Source organism: Kitasatospora sp. NPDC101176 (genome assembly GCF_044768035.1).
In the GTDB taxonomy this organism is placed as follows: Bacteria; Actinomycetota; Actinomycetes; order Streptomycetales; family Streptomycetaceae; genus Kitasatospora.
In genome coordinates, this window is record NZ_JBIWPA010000014.1 from 15,991 (window position 1) to 32,495 (window position 16,505).

Annotated in this window: 17 protein-coding genes and 1 pseudogene; 9 read left to right on the forward strand and 9 right to left on the reverse strand. The window is 75.3% G+C overall.

Features of this window, described 5'->3' with window-relative positions:
• Nucleotides 1–13: 13 nt before the first annotated feature.
• The 3 genes from ACIRS1_RS20335 to ACIRS1_RS20345 form a co-directional block, all read right to left on the reverse strand.
• Nucleotides 14–949: an ADP-ribosylglycohydrolase family protein gene (locus ACIRS1_RS20335; RefSeq protein ID WP_402841661.1), complete on the reverse strand. Its 936-nt coding sequence runs from the start codon at nucleotides 947–949 to the stop codon at nucleotides 14–16.
• Between the two features lie 102 nt (nucleotides 950–1,051).
• Nucleotides 1,052–2,458 (reverse strand): dihydrolipoyl dehydrogenase, encoded by a 1,407-nt coding sequence (lpdA, locus tag ACIRS1_RS20340; RefSeq protein WP_402841664.1) that lies wholly within the window; start codon nucleotides 2,456–2,458, stop codon nucleotides 1,052–1,054.
• Nucleotides 2,459–2,718: 260 nt separating this feature from the next.
• Nucleotides 2,719–4,212, reverse strand: coding sequence for a M28 family peptidase (locus ACIRS1_RS20345; RefSeq protein ID WP_402841986.1), 1,494 nt, complete (start codon nucleotides 4,210–4,212; stop codon nucleotides 2,719–2,721).
• Between the two features lie 281 nt (nucleotides 4,213–4,493).
• Between ACIRS1_RS20345 and ACIRS1_RS20350 the strand changes: the two genes are divergently transcribed.
• A complete protein-coding gene (locus ACIRS1_RS20350) occupies nucleotides 4,494–4,676 on the forward strand; it encodes an antitoxin (RefSeq protein WP_360216586.1) in 183 nt (60 codons plus the stop codon).
• Nucleotides 4,677–4,757: 81 nt separating this feature from the next.
• Here the strand turns inward: ACIRS1_RS20350 and ACIRS1_RS20355 are convergent, their stop codons facing one another.
• Nucleotides 4,758–4,973: a hypothetical protein gene (locus tag ACIRS1_RS20355; protein ID WP_402841666.1), complete on the reverse strand. Its 216-nt coding sequence runs from the start codon at nucleotides 4,971–4,973 to the stop codon at nucleotides 4,758–4,760.
• Between the two features lie 72 nt (nucleotides 4,974–5,045).
• On the opposite strand from ACIRS1_RS20355, the gene ACIRS1_RS20360 reads away from it, so the two are divergent.
• Nucleotides 5,046–5,660, forward strand: a complete 615-nt coding sequence (locus ACIRS1_RS20360) for a TetR/AcrR family transcriptional regulator (RefSeq protein WP_402841668.1) — start codon at nucleotides 5,046–5,048, stop codon at nucleotides 5,658–5,660.
• 210 nt (nucleotides 5,661–5,870) lie between these two features.
• Here the strand turns inward: ACIRS1_RS20360 and ACIRS1_RS20365 are convergent, their stop codons facing one another.
• Both ACIRS1_RS20365 and ACIRS1_RS20370 read right to left on the reverse strand, forming a co-directional pair.
• Complete coding sequence (locus tag ACIRS1_RS20365; protein ID WP_402841989.1) at nucleotides 5,871–6,560, reverse strand: MATE family efflux transporter; 690 nt, start codon at nucleotides 6,558–6,560, stop codon at nucleotides 5,871–5,873.
• A gap of 219 nt (nucleotides 6,561–6,779) precedes the next feature.
• Nucleotides 6,780–7,277 (reverse strand): annotated as a pseudogene (locus tag ACIRS1_RS20370) (MATE family efflux transporter); the annotation flags it as partial.
• Nucleotides 7,278–7,441: 164 nt separating this feature from the next.
• Between ACIRS1_RS20370 and ACIRS1_RS20375 the strand changes: the two are divergent.
• The 7 genes from ACIRS1_RS20375 to ACIRS1_RS20405 all read left to right on the forward strand — a co-directional run bounded on the left by ACIRS1_RS20375 (nucleotide 7,442) and on the right by ACIRS1_RS20405 (nucleotide 13,049).
• Nucleotides 7,442–7,975: a PadR family transcriptional regulator gene (locus ACIRS1_RS20375; RefSeq protein WP_360216676.1), complete on the forward strand. Its 534-nt coding sequence runs from the start codon at nucleotides 7,442–7,444 to the stop codon at nucleotides 7,973–7,975.
• 222 nt (nucleotides 7,976–8,197) lie between these two features.
• Nucleotides 8,198–9,067, forward strand: coding sequence for a class I SAM-dependent methyltransferase (locus tag ACIRS1_RS20380; RefSeq protein WP_387904306.1), 870 nt, complete (start codon nucleotides 8,198–8,200; stop codon nucleotides 9,065–9,067).
• A 204-nt stretch (nucleotides 9,068–9,271) separates the two neighbouring features.
• Nucleotides 9,272–9,616, forward strand: a complete 345-nt coding sequence (locus ACIRS1_RS20385; RefSeq protein ID WP_360216602.1) for a PadR family transcriptional regulator — start codon at nucleotides 9,272–9,274, stop codon at nucleotides 9,614–9,616.
• A complete protein-coding gene (locus ACIRS1_RS20390; RefSeq protein ID WP_402841673.1) occupies nucleotides 9,613–10,575 on the forward strand; it encodes a hypothetical protein in 963 nt (320 codons plus the stop codon). Before ACIRS1_RS20385 ends, ACIRS1_RS20390 begins: the two co-directional genes overlap by 4 nt.
• A 226-nt stretch (nucleotides 10,576–10,801) precedes the next feature.
• Complete coding sequence (locus tag ACIRS1_RS20395) at nucleotides 10,802–11,686, forward strand: oxaloacetate decarboxylase (RefSeq protein ID WP_402841676.1); 885 nt, start codon at nucleotides 10,802–10,804, stop codon at nucleotides 11,684–11,686.
• Nucleotides 11,683–11,985, forward strand: coding sequence for a hypothetical protein (locus ACIRS1_RS20400; RefSeq protein WP_402841679.1), 303 nt, complete (start codon nucleotides 11,683–11,685; stop codon nucleotides 11,983–11,985). Before ACIRS1_RS20395 ends, ACIRS1_RS20400 begins: the two co-directional genes overlap by 4 nt.
• On the forward strand, nucleotides 11,982–13,049 hold the full coding sequence (locus tag ACIRS1_RS20405) for a bile acid:sodium symporter family protein (protein ID WP_402841682.1): 1,068 nt from the start codon (nucleotides 11,982–11,984) through the stop codon (nucleotides 13,047–13,049). The genes ACIRS1_RS20400 and ACIRS1_RS20405 overlap by 4 nt, the downstream gene beginning before the upstream one ends.
• Nucleotides 13,050–13,330: 281 nt before the next feature.
• On the opposite strand, the gene ACIRS1_RS20410 is transcribed toward ACIRS1_RS20405, so the two are convergent.
• From ACIRS1_RS20410 to ACIRS1_RS20420, 3 genes are read right to left on the reverse strand one after another with little or no spacing between them, the layout of a single operon-like run.
• Nucleotides 13,331–14,173, reverse strand: a complete 843-nt coding sequence (locus ACIRS1_RS20410; RefSeq protein WP_402841685.1) for a hypothetical protein — start codon at nucleotides 14,171–14,173, stop codon at nucleotides 13,331–13,333.
• Complete coding sequence (locus ACIRS1_RS20415; RefSeq protein WP_402841688.1) at nucleotides 14,170–16,062, reverse strand: GMC family oxidoreductase; 1,893 nt, start codon at nucleotides 16,060–16,062, stop codon at nucleotides 14,170–14,172. The genes ACIRS1_RS20410 and ACIRS1_RS20415 overlap by 4 nt, the downstream gene beginning before the upstream one ends.
• Nucleotides 16,059–16,424 carry a hypothetical protein gene (locus tag ACIRS1_RS20420; RefSeq protein ID WP_387904295.1) on the reverse strand — a complete coding sequence of 122 codons (366 nt, stop codon included), beginning with the start codon at nucleotides 16,422–16,424 and terminating at the stop codon, nucleotides 16,059–16,061. Before ACIRS1_RS20420 ends, ACIRS1_RS20415 begins: the two co-directional genes overlap by 4 nt.
• Nucleotides 16,425–16,505 lie beyond the last annotated feature (81 nt).

The window sequence follows — 16,505 nt, forward strand, 5'->3', positions numbered from 1 at the left end:
GGGCTGCGGCGGGTTACGGGAGTTCCGCCTCGGCGGCGTCGACCCAGTCCGGCAGGGGTTCGCGGCGGGACAGCCAGTCCTGCGGGACGTCCGCCAGGCCGGTGCGGGCGGCGACCACGCCGCCGGTGATGGCGCAGGTGGTGTCCACGTCGCCGAGCCCCTCCGCGGTGGTCCAGAGTGCGTCGGTGAGGCTGTCCAGGTGGTGGGCGGCGGACCACAGGGCGAACGGCACCGTGTCGGCGGCCGTGATCCGCTGACCGTTGCCGAGCAGGTCGGACGCCCGCCACGGCTCCGTGCCGGCCGGGAGTCCGGCGGCCCGGCGCAGGCCCTCGTGGACCTCCCCGCGGGGTGTCCGGTCGGCCACCTCGGTGAGCAGTTCCGCACCGGCCGGAGCGGCGGCCCCGGAGCGGCCGCGGGCGGCGAGCGCGGCGGCCAGGGCGACCGCCGTCGCGCCGGCCGTCCCCTCCGGGTGCGCGTGGGTGACCTCGGCGGAGAGCACGGCCTGTTCCGCCGCCTCGTCCAGGTCCTCGTGGAACCAGGCCCCCAACGGCGCCACGCGCATGGCAGCGCCGTTGCCGAGGCTGCCCTGCCCGTCGAACAGGTCCCGGGCCCGGGTGCGCCAGCTCCCGGGATCCGCGGCCAGCTCGGGCAGCAGCAGGTGCATGCCGTGGCCGTAGCCGCGGTAGGCGTCGGCCTGGTAGGTGGCCCCGAAGGCGCGGGCCAGGCGCTCCTGGTGGACGGCGTCGAAGGCGGTGAGGATCCCGTAGACCGACAGCGCCATCGCGGTGTCGTCGGTCCAGTGCCAGGGGGACTCCTGCGGCACCCGCCGGGCCCGGATCTCCGGGATCGCCGTCTGCGCCGGCCGGAAGAGCGGGAACCAGCGCTCCCCGAATCCGTCCCCGAGGGCGAGGCCCTCCAGCGAGTCACGAGCAGCGGAGTGTGAGGTCATCCCGGCATCCTGCCAACGGGACCGGCGCCCGCGCACCCGGATTACCGGGATGCTCCCGGGTGCGGGCGGGCGGGCGCCGGAGGGGCCGTCAGCGGGCCGCGGTCACATGTTGATCATGTGGCCGGCCAGGCCGTGGATGGCCTCCTTGACCGCCTCGCCGAGGGTGGGGTGCGCGTGGACGTTGCGGGCGACCTCGTGGACGGTGAGGTCCCACTGCTGGGCCAGCGTCAGCTCGGGCAGCAGCTCGGTGACCTCGGGGCCGATCAGGTGCGCGCCCAGCAGCTCGCCGTACTTCGCGTCGCTGATGACCTTGACGAAGCCGATCGGGTGGCCCAGGCCGTGGGCCTTGCCGTTGGCGGTGAACGGGAACTTGGCGACCTTGACGTCGTGGCCGAGCTCACGGGCCTGGGCCTCGGTGTAGCCGAAGGAGGCGATCTGCGGCTGGCAGTAGGTGGCGCGCGGGATCATGGCGAAGTCGACCTCCATGGTCTCCGCCCCGCCGATGGTCTCGGCGGCGATCACGGCCATCGTCTCGGCGGCGTGCGCGAGCATAAGCTTGGCCGTCACGTCGCCGATCGCGAAGATGTGCCCGGCGCTGGTGCGGCCGCGGCCGTCGACGGCGATGGCACCGCGGTCGGTCAGCTTGACGCCGGTGTTCTCCAGGCCGTAGCCGTTGACCCGCGGCGCGAAGCCGATCGCCTGGAGCACCTTGTCGGCCTCCAGCACCTGCTGCTGACCGTCCTTGGTGACGGTGACCCGGACCTTGGCGTTCGGGTCGCTGTCGTCGATCGACTCGACCCGGGTGGAGGTGAGCACCTCGATGCCGAGCTTGCGGTACTGCTTGGCCAGCTCGGTGGAGACCTCGACGTCCTCCAGCGGCACCACGCCGTCGAGGAACTCGACGATGGTGACCTTGACGCCGTAGTTGTGCAGCACGTACGCGAACTCGACGCCGATCGCGCCGGCGCCGGCGATGATGATGCTCTCCGGCAGCTGCTCGGTGAGGATCTGCTCCTCGTAGGTGACCACGCGCTCGCTCAGGCTGGTGCCGGGGAGCAGGCGGGTGGTGGCGCCGGCCGCGATGACGCAGTGGTCGAAGGTGACGACCTCGAAGCCGCCGCCGCTGAGCGCGACCTGCAGGGTGTGGTCGTCGACGAAGGTGCCCCAGCCGTCGTACTCGGTGATGCCGTTCTTCTTCATCAGGTAGTGGACGCCCTTGACCCGGCCGTCGGCCACCGAGCGGCTGCGGCGGAACGCCTCGCCGAAGTCGAAGGTCACCTGGCCCTCGACCTTGATGCCGAAGGTCTTGGCCTCCTTGGTGAAGATGTGGGCGAGCTCGGCGTTGCGCAGCAGGGCCTTGGAGGGGATGCAGCCGACGTTCAGGCAGACGCCGCCCCAGTACTTGGCCTCGACGACGGCGGTCTTCAGGCCGAGCTGCGCGGAGCGGACGGCGGCGGTGTAGCCGCCGGGGCCGGCGCCGAGGACGACGACGTCGTAGTGCGTGCTCATGGTGCTGCTCCTCCGAGGGTCTCACGGTGTCGTGATCTAGGTCCCATGGTGTCAGGACCGGACTCGGCGCACCCCCCGGGTCTCGGCGGATGCGCCCCGCGCGGCACCGTACAGGCCCCGGGGCCGGATTGTCAGTGCCCTGCGCTACGGTGCACGCACCCGGGCCCGACCAGGGGCGCCGCCCGGGAGGAGGGGCCGATGAGCGTACGACGGGGCGGGTGGGCCCGCCGCCCGAGGACGGCAGCGGGCCCACCCGGGCGTCAGGCCGCCACCTCGTGGGCGTGGCCGCCGCTGATACCGGCGCCGCCCTGCCCCGCGGGGCGCTGCGGCGGGACGGGTCGGTCGAGCGAGGAGAGGTCCCAGGCGTAGGTGCCGACGGCCTGGGCGATCACGTCGATGTTGACGTCGAAGGCGTCCATGTCGATGTTGCCCAGGTTGTCGCAGGCCTTGTGGTAGCAGGCGTCGAAGGCGGTGCCCGCCGTGCCGCCGTAGCGCTCCTCCTGCTCGGCGGACTTCACGACCTCGGCGCCCGTGTCGGTGCCGCCGGCCGGGATGCCCGCGTCGATGAAGGGGCCGTAGTCGGAGCGGCCGTTGAAGGCGGTCGGCTCGTGCGGCAGGCGGCGGCCGTCCAGGTAGCCGGTGATGTCCCGCTCGATCTGCGCCGAGCCCGCGGGGCCCGCCGGGCCGCCGCTGCTGCCCGAGCCGTTGTAGACGAACTGCGCGTAGTTGGGGGAGGCGATCATGTCGAAGTTGAGGTAGAGCCGGATCTTCTTCCTGTCCGCGTCGGAGAGCGACTTCACGTACGCCTCCGAGCCCTTCAGTCCGAACTCCTCGCCGGACCACCAGGCGAACCTGACCTTGTTCCGCACCGGGTGGACGCTCAGGTTGCGGGCGACCTCGAGGATGCCGGCCGAGCCGGAGCCGTTGTCGTTGATGCCGGGCCCCGCCGGGACGGAGTCCAGGTGCGCCCCGATCATGACGGTGTTCGCCTCGTCCCCGCCGCGGGTCTCGGCGAGCACGTTCCAGGTCTTGCGCGGCTCCATGAAGGTGCGGACGTCCAGGTTGACCCGGACCGGCCCCGCGGCGGCCTTCGCGGCCAGCGCCTCCCCGGCCGCCCGGGTGATCCCGCCGACCGGGATCCGCCCGGCCGCCGGATCGCCGAGGGTGCCGTTGAGGTCCCCGTCGGTGTTGTTGTAGATCACGGCGCCCACCGCACCGGCCGTGGCAGCCGCAGCCTGCTTGGCGGCGAAGCTGCACCCGCCGCGCAGGATCAGCGCGATCCGGCCGGTGAACGCGCCGGCCGGGTAGTCGGCGGGCGTGCAACCCGTCGCGGCGCCGACCGGGGCGACGGCCAACTCGGCCTCCAGCCCGGCCTCCGGGCCGCCGACGGAGTACGTCATGGCGATCAGCGGGACGTTCTCTGCCTGCGGTGAGAGCACCGACAGCCGCTGCGAGCGCGCCTCGAAGAAGGTGTACTCGAACTCCTGCCGGGACACCTTGAGTCCGGCCCGCCGGGCCTGCTCGTAGACATAGCGCGCGGAGGCCTCGTGCCCCGGCGAACCCGCCACCCGGGTACCGCCGTTGCGGTCGGCGAACCGCTGCAGCGCGGCCAGGTCGTCCCGCGCGGTCTCGGCGTCGGCGGCCTCGACCAGCCGGGCGGCCAGTCTCGCGCCGCGCTGCGCCGGATCCGGGTCGGCGGCCGCGCTGCCGGCACCGGCCAGCAGCAGGGGCACGACCAGGGCGGTGACGGTCAGCGCGGCGCCCGCGCCGCGGGCGGCGGCGTGGGGGTGGCGGCCGGCGGTGCGCGGGCGCGGTATCGGTGCGGACTGGTCGATCGGGGTGTGCGGGAGGTGGGGCGGTGCGGTGAGACGACGGGCGCGCAGCTTCAAGGCGGCTCCTTCCGACGATCCGTGAACCCCGATTTGACATGACCGGAACCACCTTGCCAAGCCCGCCACGCGACCGCGGGATGCGGGCGGCGGCGAACGCGGTGATGCTGGAGGAGTGGGGCCGACTGATCCGGGAGTGTGACCAGATGTCCATGATGGATAAGCTCAAGGGCCTGCTGAAGGGCCACGAGGACCAGGCCGAGAAGGCCGTCGACAAGGCGGGGGACGCCGTCGACGACCGTACTCAGGGCAGGTACAGCGGCCAGGTCGACGCTGCTCAGGAACAGGCGAAGAACCAGTTCCGCGACCAGCCGCCGCAGCAGCAGTAGCCCGCCCCGCCGCGGGTCCGCGGCCCCGGTCCGCCCGGAAGAACCGGCCGGACCGGGGCCGAGGCGTTCCGGCCCGGCCGGTCAGGCGCCCGGCCCCGCGGAAGGCTCCTCCTCCGGCTCCGCGTCCGCCGACTCCGGCACCGGCACCTCCTCCGCCGACTCCGGCACCTCCTCCACCGACTCCGCGCCCACCGCGCCGCAGCTCTCACAGCGCCCGGGCCCGGGCCGGTCGCGCAACCGCCCGCACTCCGGGCAGACCCGGTCCAGCCAGCAGGCCGGTTCGCCGCCTTCGTCCATGGCCCCGATTCTGCCGGGGCACCGCGCCGGCCGCGAGTAGACAGTGTCTACCGAGCCTGGTAGACACTGTCCATGAACGATCCGGACACGGACCTGCGCGCCCGCCTGGTGGCGGCCGGCGTCGAACTGGTCTCCACCGAGGGCGTCCACGCCCTCGGTCTGCGCGAGATCGCCCGCCGGGCCGGCGTCTCGCACGGCGCGCCGCGCCGCCACTTCCCCACCCACCGCGAACTGCTCTCCGCCGTCGCCCGACAGGGCTTCGGCCGCCTCACCGACGCCATGGCGGGCACCGACGCACTGGCCGCAGCCACCGGCGCGGACCCCCGTGACCGACTCGTCGCGCTGGCCCGCGCCTACCTCGGCTACGCGGCCGCCAATCCCGGCATGTTCGAGCTGATGTTCCGCCACGACCTGCTGGAGGGCAGCGGAACCGAGCTCCGCCACACCACCCTGCCGATGTTCCGCACCGTCGCCCGGCTGGTCGGCGAGGTGCGCCAGGACCAGGCGGAGCCCGCTCCGGCCGCGGCCGCGCTCTGGGCGAACCTGCACGGACTCGCCCAGCTGCGCACCTGGGGCAGCCTGCGGCTGGTCACCGGCGGCGACGACCTCGAACCGCTGCTGCGGGCCACCCTCGACGCGCACCTCGGCGCGCCGGCGGACGATCACCGGCCGGCGCTCAGGCCGTAGCGGGCGACGCGCTCCGCCGCCCTCACGGGCCCCTGCGCCCGGATCACGCACCGGCCGAGCAGCCGCGGCGGCAGGCTCAGGCCCGTTGCGTCGTGGCGCCCGGGCACCGGCACCCGGGCGTCGGCACCCGGACGCCCGGGCCGCGGAGCACGTCCGGCGCACGGGCTGACGGACCGCCGGCAGGCCGTACGGGGGCAGTCGGTCGGCGGATCACGGGGCCCCGGCGGGGAGTTCGCCCGCCGGCACCGGCACCGCAGGCCCTACCGCCGCCGACGTCGCCGACGTCGCCGACGTCACCGCGGACGACCCAGACGCCCCGGTCGACCCGGTCGACCCGGACGGCGACGGCGGGCGCCGGGTGAGGAGCAGCAGCAGCGCCAGCTGCACCACCGCGCCGACGGCCGGGCCGACCCACACCCCGGTCACCCCCAGCGGCCCGGCCAGGCCCACGGAGGCGGCGAGCTGCGCCCCGAGGCCGATCAGCACCGAGAGCGCCAGGGCCCGGCTGGCCCCGGCCGCCTGGTGCAGGCCGCCGAGGGCGACCACCAGGGCGTACGGGAGCAGGTAGCACGCGGCCATCCGCAGGAAGCCGACGGACTGCGCGGCCACCGCGGGGTCGTCGGTGAACAGCGCGGTCAGCGGGGCGGCGAGCACCACGGACAGCACCGCGGCGAGCGCACCCAGCAGCGCGGCGAGACGAACGGTGGCGCGCCGCAGCGGGCGCAGCTCGGCCGTCAGCCCGGCACCGACGAGGCGGGCGGCCTCGATGGCGGCGGCCTGGCGCAGCGCGTAGAAGGACATCGTGACGACCAGCAGGACGCGGTAGCCGATGCCGTACCCGGCGACCGCGGCGACTCCGAAGCCCGCCACCAGGGCGAGTTGGGCCGTTCCGACGGCCATCCGGGTGGTGAAGTCCAGGCCGAGCGGGGCCCCGGCGCGGACGATCCGGCCGGCTGCCGCGCGGACTCCCCCGTCGGGTGCGGCCGTCCGCGGCCGCAGTCGCCAGGTGACGGCGAGGGAGACGGCCCGGGCGGCGGTCAGGGCCAGAGCGGCGCCGGTGACGCCGAGGGCGGGCAGCGGGCCGGGGCCGAGGACGAGCAACGGGTCGAGGAGGAGCAGCAGGGCGTTGGAGAGCAGGGCGATCCGCATCGGGGTGCGGGTGTCCCCGGCGCCCTTGAAGAGCTCGTCGGCGACGCGCTGGCCGCAGAACAGCACGAAGGCCGGGAGGGCGACGGTGAAGTAGTCGACGGCGAGCGCGGCCGCCTCGCCGTCCAGGAAGGCGCCGGCGAGGCGATCGCGCAACAGGAAGCCCGGGACGGCGATCAGGAGGCCGCCCGCGGCGCAGAGCCGCCGGGCCGCGTGGGTGGTGCGGGCGGCGTCCTCGCGGTCGCCGGCGCCGAGGGCCCGGGCGAGCCGCACGCTGGTGCCGGAGCCGACCACCAGGACGAGCCCGAGCAGCAGGTTCTCGACCGTTCCGGCCAGGGTGACGGCGGCGACGGCGGCCCCGCCGAGCCCGGCCACCCAGTAGGCGCCGATCACCGAGGCGATCACCCCGGACAGCAGTTCGGCGTAGACCGGTCCGGCCAGTGCGGTAAGTCGCGACAGGTGTTCGCGCATGGTCCTCCCCCGTTCCGCCACCCGCGCGGGCGGCCGTCGTCTCGCACGGCCGCCTCGACCGTCGGCGGCGCGATGCCTCGAATAGAGATACCTCTCATCGAGCCACCTCGACAAGAGGTAACATGAGCGCGCCACCGGCGCACTCCGACGAAAGGGCTTCGATCGTGCTGACCCTCGCGATCCTCGGCTTCCTGTACGAGCAGCCGCTGCACGGCTACGAACTCAAGTCCCGGATCACCGCCCTGACCGGGCACGTCCGGCCGGTCAGCGACGGCGCTCTCTACCCCGCCATCACCCGCCTGGAGAAGGCCGGCCAGCTGCGCCGCCGAACCGAACCGGGCACCGGGGCCGCGCCCCGCCAGACGCTGGAGCTCACCGAGGAGGGCCGGGCCGAGCTGCGCCGGCGGGTGGCCGACCCGGAGCAGGTGGAGATCTCCGACCAGATCCGGTTCTTCGCCCTCGCCGCCTTCCTCCACCACCTCGCGGACCCGCGGCGACAGGCCGCGGTGCTCCGGCGCCGGCTGGCCTTCCTGGACGCTCCGAGCAGCTTCTTCCAGGACGGGGACGGCCGACCCGTCACCGCCGAACGCGAACCGAACCCGTTCCGGCGCGGCGTGCTGCTGGTGGCCAGGGCGTCCACTGCGGCCGAGCGGTCGTGGCTGGTGGAGACCATCGCGGAGCTCGACGGCCGGGGCTGAGGACGTCCGCCCGGAGGCCCCCGGCGGGGTCGGCGGCGCGGGCGCGGCGACGACCCGGGCCGGGCGGCGTCGAACAGCAGCGCGAGCAGCGGAAGGAGTGCGCTCCGCCCCCTCTTCCGGGAGGCCCCGGCGTGGCTATGATGATCCGCCTCACGTCCACGGCGTCCCCCCTCCGCGGCGTGCCCCTGCCACCGCGCCCCGCCCGTCCCCCTGGAGGCCGCCGTGCCCACCGCCGAGACCGCAGCCGCCCGCCCCGCGCCGCTGACCCGGGACGACATCCCCGGTTGGTTCTTCCGTCTCGACCGGGCCGCCTTCGGGCACCTGCTGGCCGCCCAGACCGCGGCCGGCACGACCGGCGACCTGCTCGAACTCGGCAGCTATCTCGGCCGCAGCGCCGTGCTGCTCGGCGACCACCTGCGTCCCGGCGAGCGGCTGACCGTCTGCGACCTGTTCGACTCCGAGGCGGGCGACGCGGACAACGCCGCCGAGATGACGATGTCCTACCGCAGGACCCTCACCCGCAGTGCCTTCGAGGCCAACTACCTCGCCTTCCACGCCGAGCTGCCGGAGATCGTGCAGGCGCCCACCTCGGTGCTGGCCGACGGCCGGATCCCGGCCGGCAGCTGCCGGTTCGTCCACATCGACGCCTCCCACCTGTACGAACACGTCGCCGGGGACATCGCGGTGGCCAGGGCGGCACTGACCGAGCACGGCGTCGTCGCGCTCGACGACTACCGCTCCGAGCACACCCCCGGCGTCTCCGCGGCGGTCTGGGAGGCGGTCTTCACCGGCGGCCTGCGCCCGGTGCTGCTCACCCCGATGAAGTTCTACGGCACCTGGGGCGACGCCGCGGCCGTCCGGCAGGTCCTGCTGGAGCGCGACTGGCGGGCCGAGGGCTACACCGTGGACGACGACACCATCGCCGGGCAGCGGGTGCTGCGGCTCAACTACCAGGTCAAGGCGCCCGTCCAGCAGTCCGCCCCGCGCCGGCTTGCACTGGACCTGCTGCCGCCGGTCGCCACCCGGGCGACCCGCCGGGTGCTCCGGACGCTGCGCGAGCGCCGCGCTGCGCCGCCGGTGCCCGCTTCCTGACACCCCCGGACGGGCGGACGGCCCCGGCGGCGCACCCGCGCCCCCGGGGCCTCGTGCTGTCCGCGCACTCACCCTCCGGGGACTCCGCCCCGCCGTGGAGCGTCTGCTGAACGACCCTCACCCGGCGGCCCGGCCGAGGCGGCGTCAGATCTTCTTCATGGTACGGCTAGCGGTACATACCGTCAGCCGTACTATGATGCCGTCATGAATCATCGCGCTCTGCAGGAGCCGACGACGCTCCTGCTCACCGCCCTCGCCGACGCGCCGCGCCACGGCTACGCGCTGATCGCCGAGGTCTCGGAGATCTCCGGCGGCCGCGTCAGACTCCGGGCTGGCACCCTCTACGGGGCCCTCGACCGGCTGCTCGCCGACGGTCTGATCCGGATCGAGCAGGAGGAGGTCGTCGAGGGCCGGCTGCGCCGGACCTTCGCGCTGACCGCCGACGGCCGCGAACTCCTCGCCACCGAGGCCGAGCGCCTCCAGTCCACCGCCCGGGAGGCCAAGCGCCGCCTGGGCCTCCAGTTCCGCCCCGCCGGAGGCCTCGCATGACCGATCGCCAGCCCACCGGCACCGCCCGGGCCCTGGACTGGGCCGCCTCGCTCTACCCGGACTCCTACGGCCGCGAGCGGGCCCGCGAGGTCGCGGAGACCGCCGCGCTCGCCGCCGAGGAGGCCGGGCCCTGGGGCCGGCTCCGCCAGGTCGCCGACGTGGCGGCCCACGGGCTGCGGGTCGGTGCAGGCCTCAGCTCGGACCGCCCGCTCGGCCGCGCGCTCGGCCTGGTCGCGCCCTGGGCGGCCACCCTGGCGGGGGTGCAGGCCCTGCTCGCCACACTGGCGACCGCCCGCCGGAGCGCCCTGTGGCCGGGCGAGGAGCCCTTCGCCCCGCCGACCCTGCCGCTCGTGCTGGTCACCCTGGCCCTGCTGGCACCGGTCGCCCTGACCGCCGGGGCCGCGCTGCTCGGCCGCTGGGCGGGGGCACGGGCCTTCGCCCTGGCAGCCCTCGCGAGCGCCGCCGCCCTCGGCGCCGCCGCCTCCGCCACCTCGCTGCACGACCTCACCGGCCTGCAGCCGGGCTCGCTGCCCGGGCGGAGCACCCTGCTCGCCACCTCGCTCGCCATGCTGCTGGTGCGGATCTGCCCGCCGGACCGCGCACCCGGGCGGCGGGCCCCGCTCGTGGTGCTCGCCCTCGGCACCGCGCTCCCCGGCGCGGCCTCCTGGGCGTACGGACTGACCTTCGGCGACGGCTACACGACCCCGACCGATCCCTTCTGGCTCGTCGCCCCGATGCTGGCGGCCGTCGTGCTCGCCGTGGAGCCGCTGTCGACCTCCGAGCGGCTGTGCGCCGCCGTTCCACTGCTCGCCATCCCGGTGCTCAGCTCCCCCTACGACACCCGCAACCCGCTCCTGACGGCGGTGTACCTGCTCGGGCCCGCCCTGCTGGCCTACCTGGCCGCCGCCGCGGCACGGACGGCGGTGCGGCGCTTCCGGGCACCGGTCGCGCGCGGCTGACCGGACCGGCCGGGGCCCGGCTCCCCCGGGGGCGGTGGCGTGGATCCCCCACGCCACCGCCCCTTTCCCATGCCCAGTCACATCTTCACGAATTCCATCACTCCAACGAGGGAATCTCCTTTAAAGATTTGCCCACGGAACATTAAAGGGCGCATAGTGATGGCACCTCAGTTTGGTCTAAAGAAGGCCAAGTTCAGGCAAAGTCACCGATCGCGAGGAGAAGGCCATGTTCCACGGAACCACGGCGTCGGGCCACGGGCAGCGGCTCCGCGAGGAGATCGCCGGCCCCGGGGCCACGCCCCTCATCGGCGTCTACGACATGTACTCGGCCTCCATCGCGGCCGAGCACTACGACGGCATGTTCGTCTCCGGATTCGGCTTCGCCGCGTCCTACTACGGCCTGCCCGACATCGGCTTCATCGCCTGGCCGGACATGGTCGCCTTCGTCGAACGGCTGCGCGGCGCCTTCCCCCGGCACCACCTCCTCGTCGACATCGACGACGGCTACGTCGATCCCGAGGTGGCCTGCCACGTGGTGCGCCGGCTCGAACGCATCGGCGCCTCGGGCGTCATCCTGGAGGACCAGAAGCGGCCGCGGCGCTGCGGCCACGCCGACGGCAAGCAGGTCCTCCCGCTGGAGGAGTACCTGGAGAAGCTGGAGCTCGTCCTCGCCAACCGGACGGACCTCGTGGTGGTCGCCCGCACCGACGCCACCGAGGAGGAGGACATCCTGCGCCGCGCCCGGGCCCTGGCCGCCACCGACGCCGACGTCGTCCTGGTCGACGGGGTGCGCAGCGAGGAGTGGATCCGGCGGATCCGGCGCGTCGTCGGGGGCAAGCCGCTGCTCTTCAACCAGATCGCGGGCGGCAAGTCCCCCCGGCTGTCGCTCTCCGAACTCACCGAGCTGGGGGTGGACGTCGCCATCTACAGCACCCCCTGCCTGTTCGCCGCCCACCAGGCGATGGACGAGGCGCTGGCCGGGCTGAAGGTCGCCGACGGGCGGCTGCCGGCGGTCGCCGGCCAGAGCCGGCAGATCGGCGTGCGCGAGTCCACCGAACTGCTGGAGCGGAACATCGCGGCCTCCCGTCCGCTCGCGGGGGTGACGGCGTGACGGCCGGGCAGCGCGGCCCCGCCCCGCCCTGGGCCGCCGCACTGCCGGTGCTCGCCGCGCTGGGGTGGGCGGTGAGCGGGTCGGCACCCGCCGAGCGGCCCCCCGCGCCGGTGGCCGGCAGCGCACTGATCACCCTCGTCGACAACAGCCATGCCGACTCCTGGGTGGAGATCGACCGCACGGCCGACGTCCAGCAGGGCAGCGGCTCCGCGGGCAGCGACCAGGACGGCCCCGGCTCCCTGGTGGGCGGGCTGCTGGGGGTCGTCCCGAACGGCGGCGTGGCCGGAGGCGGCCGGTGACGGACCGCACCGCCGATCGCGGCCGGTGGCACCGGCTCCTGCCGCGCCGGCTCGACCCGTACACGGCGGCGCTGGCCGGGGCGGTCGGCCTGGCCGCCCTCTTCCCGGCGACGGGCGGCCGGGCCCGGGCGGCGGAGACGGCCTGCGACCTCGCGGTGGCCCTGCTGTTCTTCCTCTACGGCGCCCGCCTGTCCACCCGGGAGACACTGGCCGGCCTGCGCCGGCTGCGCCTGCACGGCCTGGTGCTCACCGCCACCTTCGTCCTCTTCCCGCTGCTCGGGCTGGCCACCGCTCTGCTCACACCCGTCCCGCTGACCGGGCAGTTGCAGACCGGCGTGCTGTTCCTCTGCCTGGTCCCGTCGACGGTGCAGTCCTCGGTCGCACTCACCGGCGCGGCGGGCGGGGACGTCCCGGCGGCGATCTGCGCGGGCACCTACTCCAGTCTGGCCGGGCTACTGGTGACCCCGCTGCTGGCGGCCTGGCTGCTGGACGCCCACGGCGCGCTCTCCGCCGACGGGCTGGTCCGGATCGGGCTCCAGCTGCTCGCCCCGTTCCTGCTCGGGCAGGTGCTGCGGCCCTGCCTGGGCGCGTTCCTGGCCCGGCACAGACGGGTGCTGACCCCGGTGGACCGCGGCTCGATCCTGCTCGTCGTCTACACGGCGTTCAGCGCGGCCACGGCCCGGGGCAGTTGGAGCCTGGCCGGGCCGGGCGCCCTGCTGGGCCTGCTCGCGGTGCTGCTCGCCCTGCTCGCCGCCGCACTGGCCGCCACCGCCCTGGGCTCCCGGCTGCTCCGGCTGGACCGGGCGGCCACCATCGCCGCGGTGCTCTGCGGCTCGCAGAAGAGCCTGGCGAACGGCCTGCCGATGGCCACCGTCCTGTTCGGCCCCGAGGCCGGGGTGCTGGCGCTGCCCCTGATGGCCTACCACCAGCTCCAGCTGGTCACGGGCACGGTGCTCGCCGGCCGCTGGGCCCGGGCGCCGGCCGCCCCGGCCACCGAACGGGCGGCGCCCGGCCGGCGGGTGCCGGCCGCTCTCACCGGGCCGGGCGGGCCTCCGCCGGGGTGAGCCCCGGTGGCGCACCACCCGGGGGTGCGCCACCGACGGTGCCGCGACAGGGCTCCGCGGGCTAGGCGTGTCTTTCGGATCACGCCAGGCGATCGCCGCCGGGGCACGCACTCCCCCAGCCTTCGGCCGGGGGTACCCCCACGCCGGCTTCTCGTCAGTCGCCGATGGCCCCCAGCCTGGCGGCCGGGAGGTGCCCCCACCGCATGGACTCCCTCCTCGGCGCCGCCGATGCACGCACCCCAACGACGCCCGCTGATCCGACGTGATCCGAAAGACACGCCCTACCGGACGTAGTAGGCGCGGTTGTGGGCGGCGACGGGCGCGGACTGGTACGTCCAGACGCCTGCGGCGGGCGCGTCGGCGATCAGGTGGGCGAGGTCGCGGGCGGCCTCCTCGGCGGGATTGCCCACCTCGAGGCGGACGCGGTCGGCCGCGCGGCCGTCCAACGCGTGGTAGCGGTAGGGCTGGTGGACGTTGAGCGGCCCGGCGAGCAGCCGGCCCTCCTCGTCGGTGCCGTAGCCGGTGATCGGGGTGTTGTTGACGGACTCGGGGGTGAGCCCGCCCAGGTCCACCTCCAGGGCGAGGAGTTGCTCGTCGTGGCGGCGCAGCCCGTCCGGTCCGAGCTCGGCGCGGCGGCAGGAGACGGACCAACGCTCCTGCACGGCCGCCGCGTTGAGCGAGGGCAGGGTGGTCTCGAACCAGCCGGGGTGCTTGGGCTCGGCGTAGAGGCGGCGTCCGGCGTCGATGGCGAGCGGGTTGTCGCAGAGGACGTGGAGCCGGGCGATGCCGAGCAGCTTGGTCTGGTCGTGGCCGCGGGCGTAGCCGCCGTAGTCGAGCTCGGGCAGCCGATCCTCGGCGAACGCCGGGTGGGCGACCAGGTTGATCTCCAACTCCTCGGTGACGCCGCCGCCGTTCGGGTACTGGGCGAAGTACAGCTGGTAGTTGAGCGACACGCAGGCCCGGCCGTCGAAGACGGCGACGGTCAGCCCGGGGTGGCGCTTGCGGAGCAGCTCGCGCGCCCGCTCGGGTGCGACCAGGTAGTCGACGCCGATGTTGTGCAGCGCGCCGTAGTGGAACGGCAGGTGGTACGGCTCGGGAACGGGCGGGAGCGGCAGGCCGGTCATGGCGTCTCCGTGAGGTCGGACGGGTGGAGGTCGGACGGGTGGGGGTCGGACGGGCGTGGCCCCGGCAGGTGGCGGTCGGCCGGGTCGGGCACGGACGGGCCCGGCGGCGACGGGTCCGGCCCGGCCGGACGGGCCGCGGTGGTCACGGGCAGCGGGCGGCGCAGCTCCTGCAGGTCCCGGTCCATCCGCTCGGCGCTGCGCAGGGCGAGTGCGGCCATGGTGAGGGAGGGGTTGGAGGTGCCGAGCGAGGGCATCGAGCCGCACCCGACGGCGTACAGGTTCGGGTGGTCCCAGCAGCGCTGCCACTGGTCGACGACCGAGGTGGCCGGCGAGTCGCCCATGACGTGGGTGCCGCCCGCGTGGCCCGCGCCGCGGTAGCCGTAGGCGACGCCCCGGTGCTCCACCCGCCCCGGCCAGCCGGGCCCCGCCGGGTAGGCGGTGTGGTCCTCGGCGCCGAGCAGCGCGAACAGCTGGTCCGACACCGCACGGGCCGAGGCCAGGCCCTCCCGGACGTACGCGTCGAGGTCGTAGCGGACGGCGGGGGCCGGCAGCCCGAGCCGGTCCCGGCGGTCCGGGTCGAGGGTGACCCGGTTGGCCGGGTCGGCGGGCTGCTCCAGCTCGAACTGGAGGGAGAACTGACGGCCGAGCCGGTCGCCGAGGCGTTCGCGCAGTTCCTTGCCCCGCAGTCCGGCGGCCAGCAGCGCCGCGGTCTCCGCCTGCGGCGTGCCGCCGGCCCAGGACCAGCCCCAGTTGCCGATCTCGATCCGGAACGGCGCCCGGCGGGCCCGGGCCGGTCCGAACCGGAAGGCCTCCAGTCCGCTGGTCGAGCCGGGCCCGCGGTAGGGGCCGACCGGGCGGGGCATCAGCCCCCAGGTGAGCAGCGCCGGGTGGTCCATCAGGTTGCGGCCCACCTGGTCGCTGCGGCCGGTCAGGCCGGACAGGAGCAGCAGCCGGGCGTTCTCGACGGCGTGCGCGGCGAGGACGACCAGGTCCGCGTCCACCCGGTGGACGGTGCCGCCGGCCAGGTAGGTCACGCCGGTGGCGCGCCCGGTGGCCGGGTCGACCAGCACCCGGCTGACCACGGCGTCGGTGCGCAGCTCGACGCCGGCCGCCCAGCGGGCCTGGGTCCGCAGGGGCGTGTACTTGGCCCCGCTCGGGCAGACCGGCACGCAGCTGGCGCTGCCCGCGCAGGGCGGCCCGACGGCGTCGCCGGGGCGGGTGGGCAGGCCGTTGCGGGCATGCGGGGTGAGCGTGACGGCGAGCCGGGAGGGGCCCGGCCCGGCCGGGTCGCGCACCGTCCGGCCGTCGAGGGCCCGGGCGAGCAGCCGGTCCAGGTGGCTGGCCGGGATCGCCCGCATGGGGAAGGCGTAGTCCTCCGGGATGGGCAGTCCGACGGCGCTGCGCTGCTGCGCCGCGTCGGCGGCCACGCCGAGTTCGTGTTCGGCGGCGCGGTAGTACGGCTCCAGGTCGTGGTAGCCGATCGGCCAGTTGCGGCCGCGCCCGAGGTCGCCGGTGCGGAAGTCCTCGGGGTGCATGCGCGGGGTGAGCCCGGTCCAGAGCAGCCCGGTGCCGCCGTTGGCGCGCAGGTAGCCGCTGGCGTAGGGCTGCGGTCCGTACTGGCGGAGGTGTCCGGTGGCGGTGAAGCCGCCGCCGGGGAGCCCGGCGAGGTCGGTGACGTCGGGCGAGGGGGCGTCGGGGCTGTGCGGGTACGGCGAGGTGGGCGGGCCGCCGCCGGCCGCGCGGTGGGCGGCGGCGGTCTCGGCGGGGGTGGGGGCGACCGGTCCGGCCTCCAGGACGAGGACGCGCCGGCCGTGGGCCCCGAGGCGGTGGGCGACCAGGGTGCCGGCGAAGCCCGCGCCGACCACGACGGCGTCCCAGCGGGCGGTCACCGGGCACCGCTCCCGCGGGGCGGCTCGGCCCAGCTGCCGTGGCCGGGGGCGGCGGAGCCGGGCGGGGCGGCGTGGAAGGTCCGCCAGACCAGGCCCTGGTCGTGGGCGTGGACGGAGGAGGGCTGTTCGCCCGGCCAGGCGCCGACGTACCAGAGGTGGACCAGCGCGTGGTCGTCGCGGACCCGGTGGGCCAGGACGGTGCGGTGGTGCTCGTGGGCGACGCCGGTGGCGCGCAGCTCGGGTTCGTCGAAGCCGGTCAGTTCGGCGCAGACGCGCAGGAACTCGTCGAAGTCGGCGAGGTGGTCGGAGGCCCCGGGCTCGGTGGGGCGGTCCGGGGCTGGGTGGTCGTCCGGCACGGTCAAGCGGGCACCCCCACGGGCGTCGACGGATGGCCAAGACATGACAGGCACCGTGACGGACCGCCGGGCGGCGCGTCACGTTCC

Coding starts and splice junctions, on each gene's coding strand:
- ACIRS1_RS20390 (WP_402841673.1), top strand. CDS start 9,613: ATGACCGATCGCCAGCCCACCGGCACCGCCCGGGCCCTGGACTGGGCC.
- ACIRS1_RS20335 (WP_402841661.1), bottom strand. CDS start 949: ATGACCTCACACTCCGCTGCTCGTGACTCGCTGGAGGGCCTCGCCCTC.
- ACIRS1_RS20355 (WP_402841666.1), bottom strand. CDS start 4,973: ATGGACGAAGGCGGCGAACCGGCCTGCTGGCTGGACCGGGTCTGCCCG.
- ACIRS1_RS20360 (WP_402841668.1), top strand. CDS start 5,046: ATGAACGATCCGGACACGGACCTGCGCGCCCGCCTGGTGGCGGCCGGC.
- ACIRS1_RS20350 (WP_360216586.1), top strand. CDS start 4,494: ATGTCCATGATGGATAAGCTCAAGGGCCTGCTGAAGGGCCACGAGGAC.
- lpdA (WP_402841664.1), bottom strand. CDS start 2,458: ATGAGCACGCACTACGACGTCGTCGTCCTCGGCGCCGGCCCCGGCGGC.
- ACIRS1_RS20365 (WP_402841989.1), bottom strand. CDS start 6,560: ATGGCCGTCGGAACGGCCCAACTCGCCCTGGTGGCGGGCTTCGGAGTC.
- ACIRS1_RS20385 (WP_360216602.1), top strand. CDS start 9,272: ATGAATCATCGCGCTCTGCAGGAGCCGACGACGCTCCTGCTCACCGCC.
- ACIRS1_RS20410 (WP_402841685.1), bottom strand. CDS start 14,173: ATGACCGGCCTGCCGCTCCCGCCCGTTCCCGAGCCGTACCACCTGCCG.
- ACIRS1_RS20395 (WP_402841676.1), top strand. CDS start 10,802: ATGTTCCACGGAACCACGGCGTCGGGCCACGGGCAGCGGCTCCGCGAG.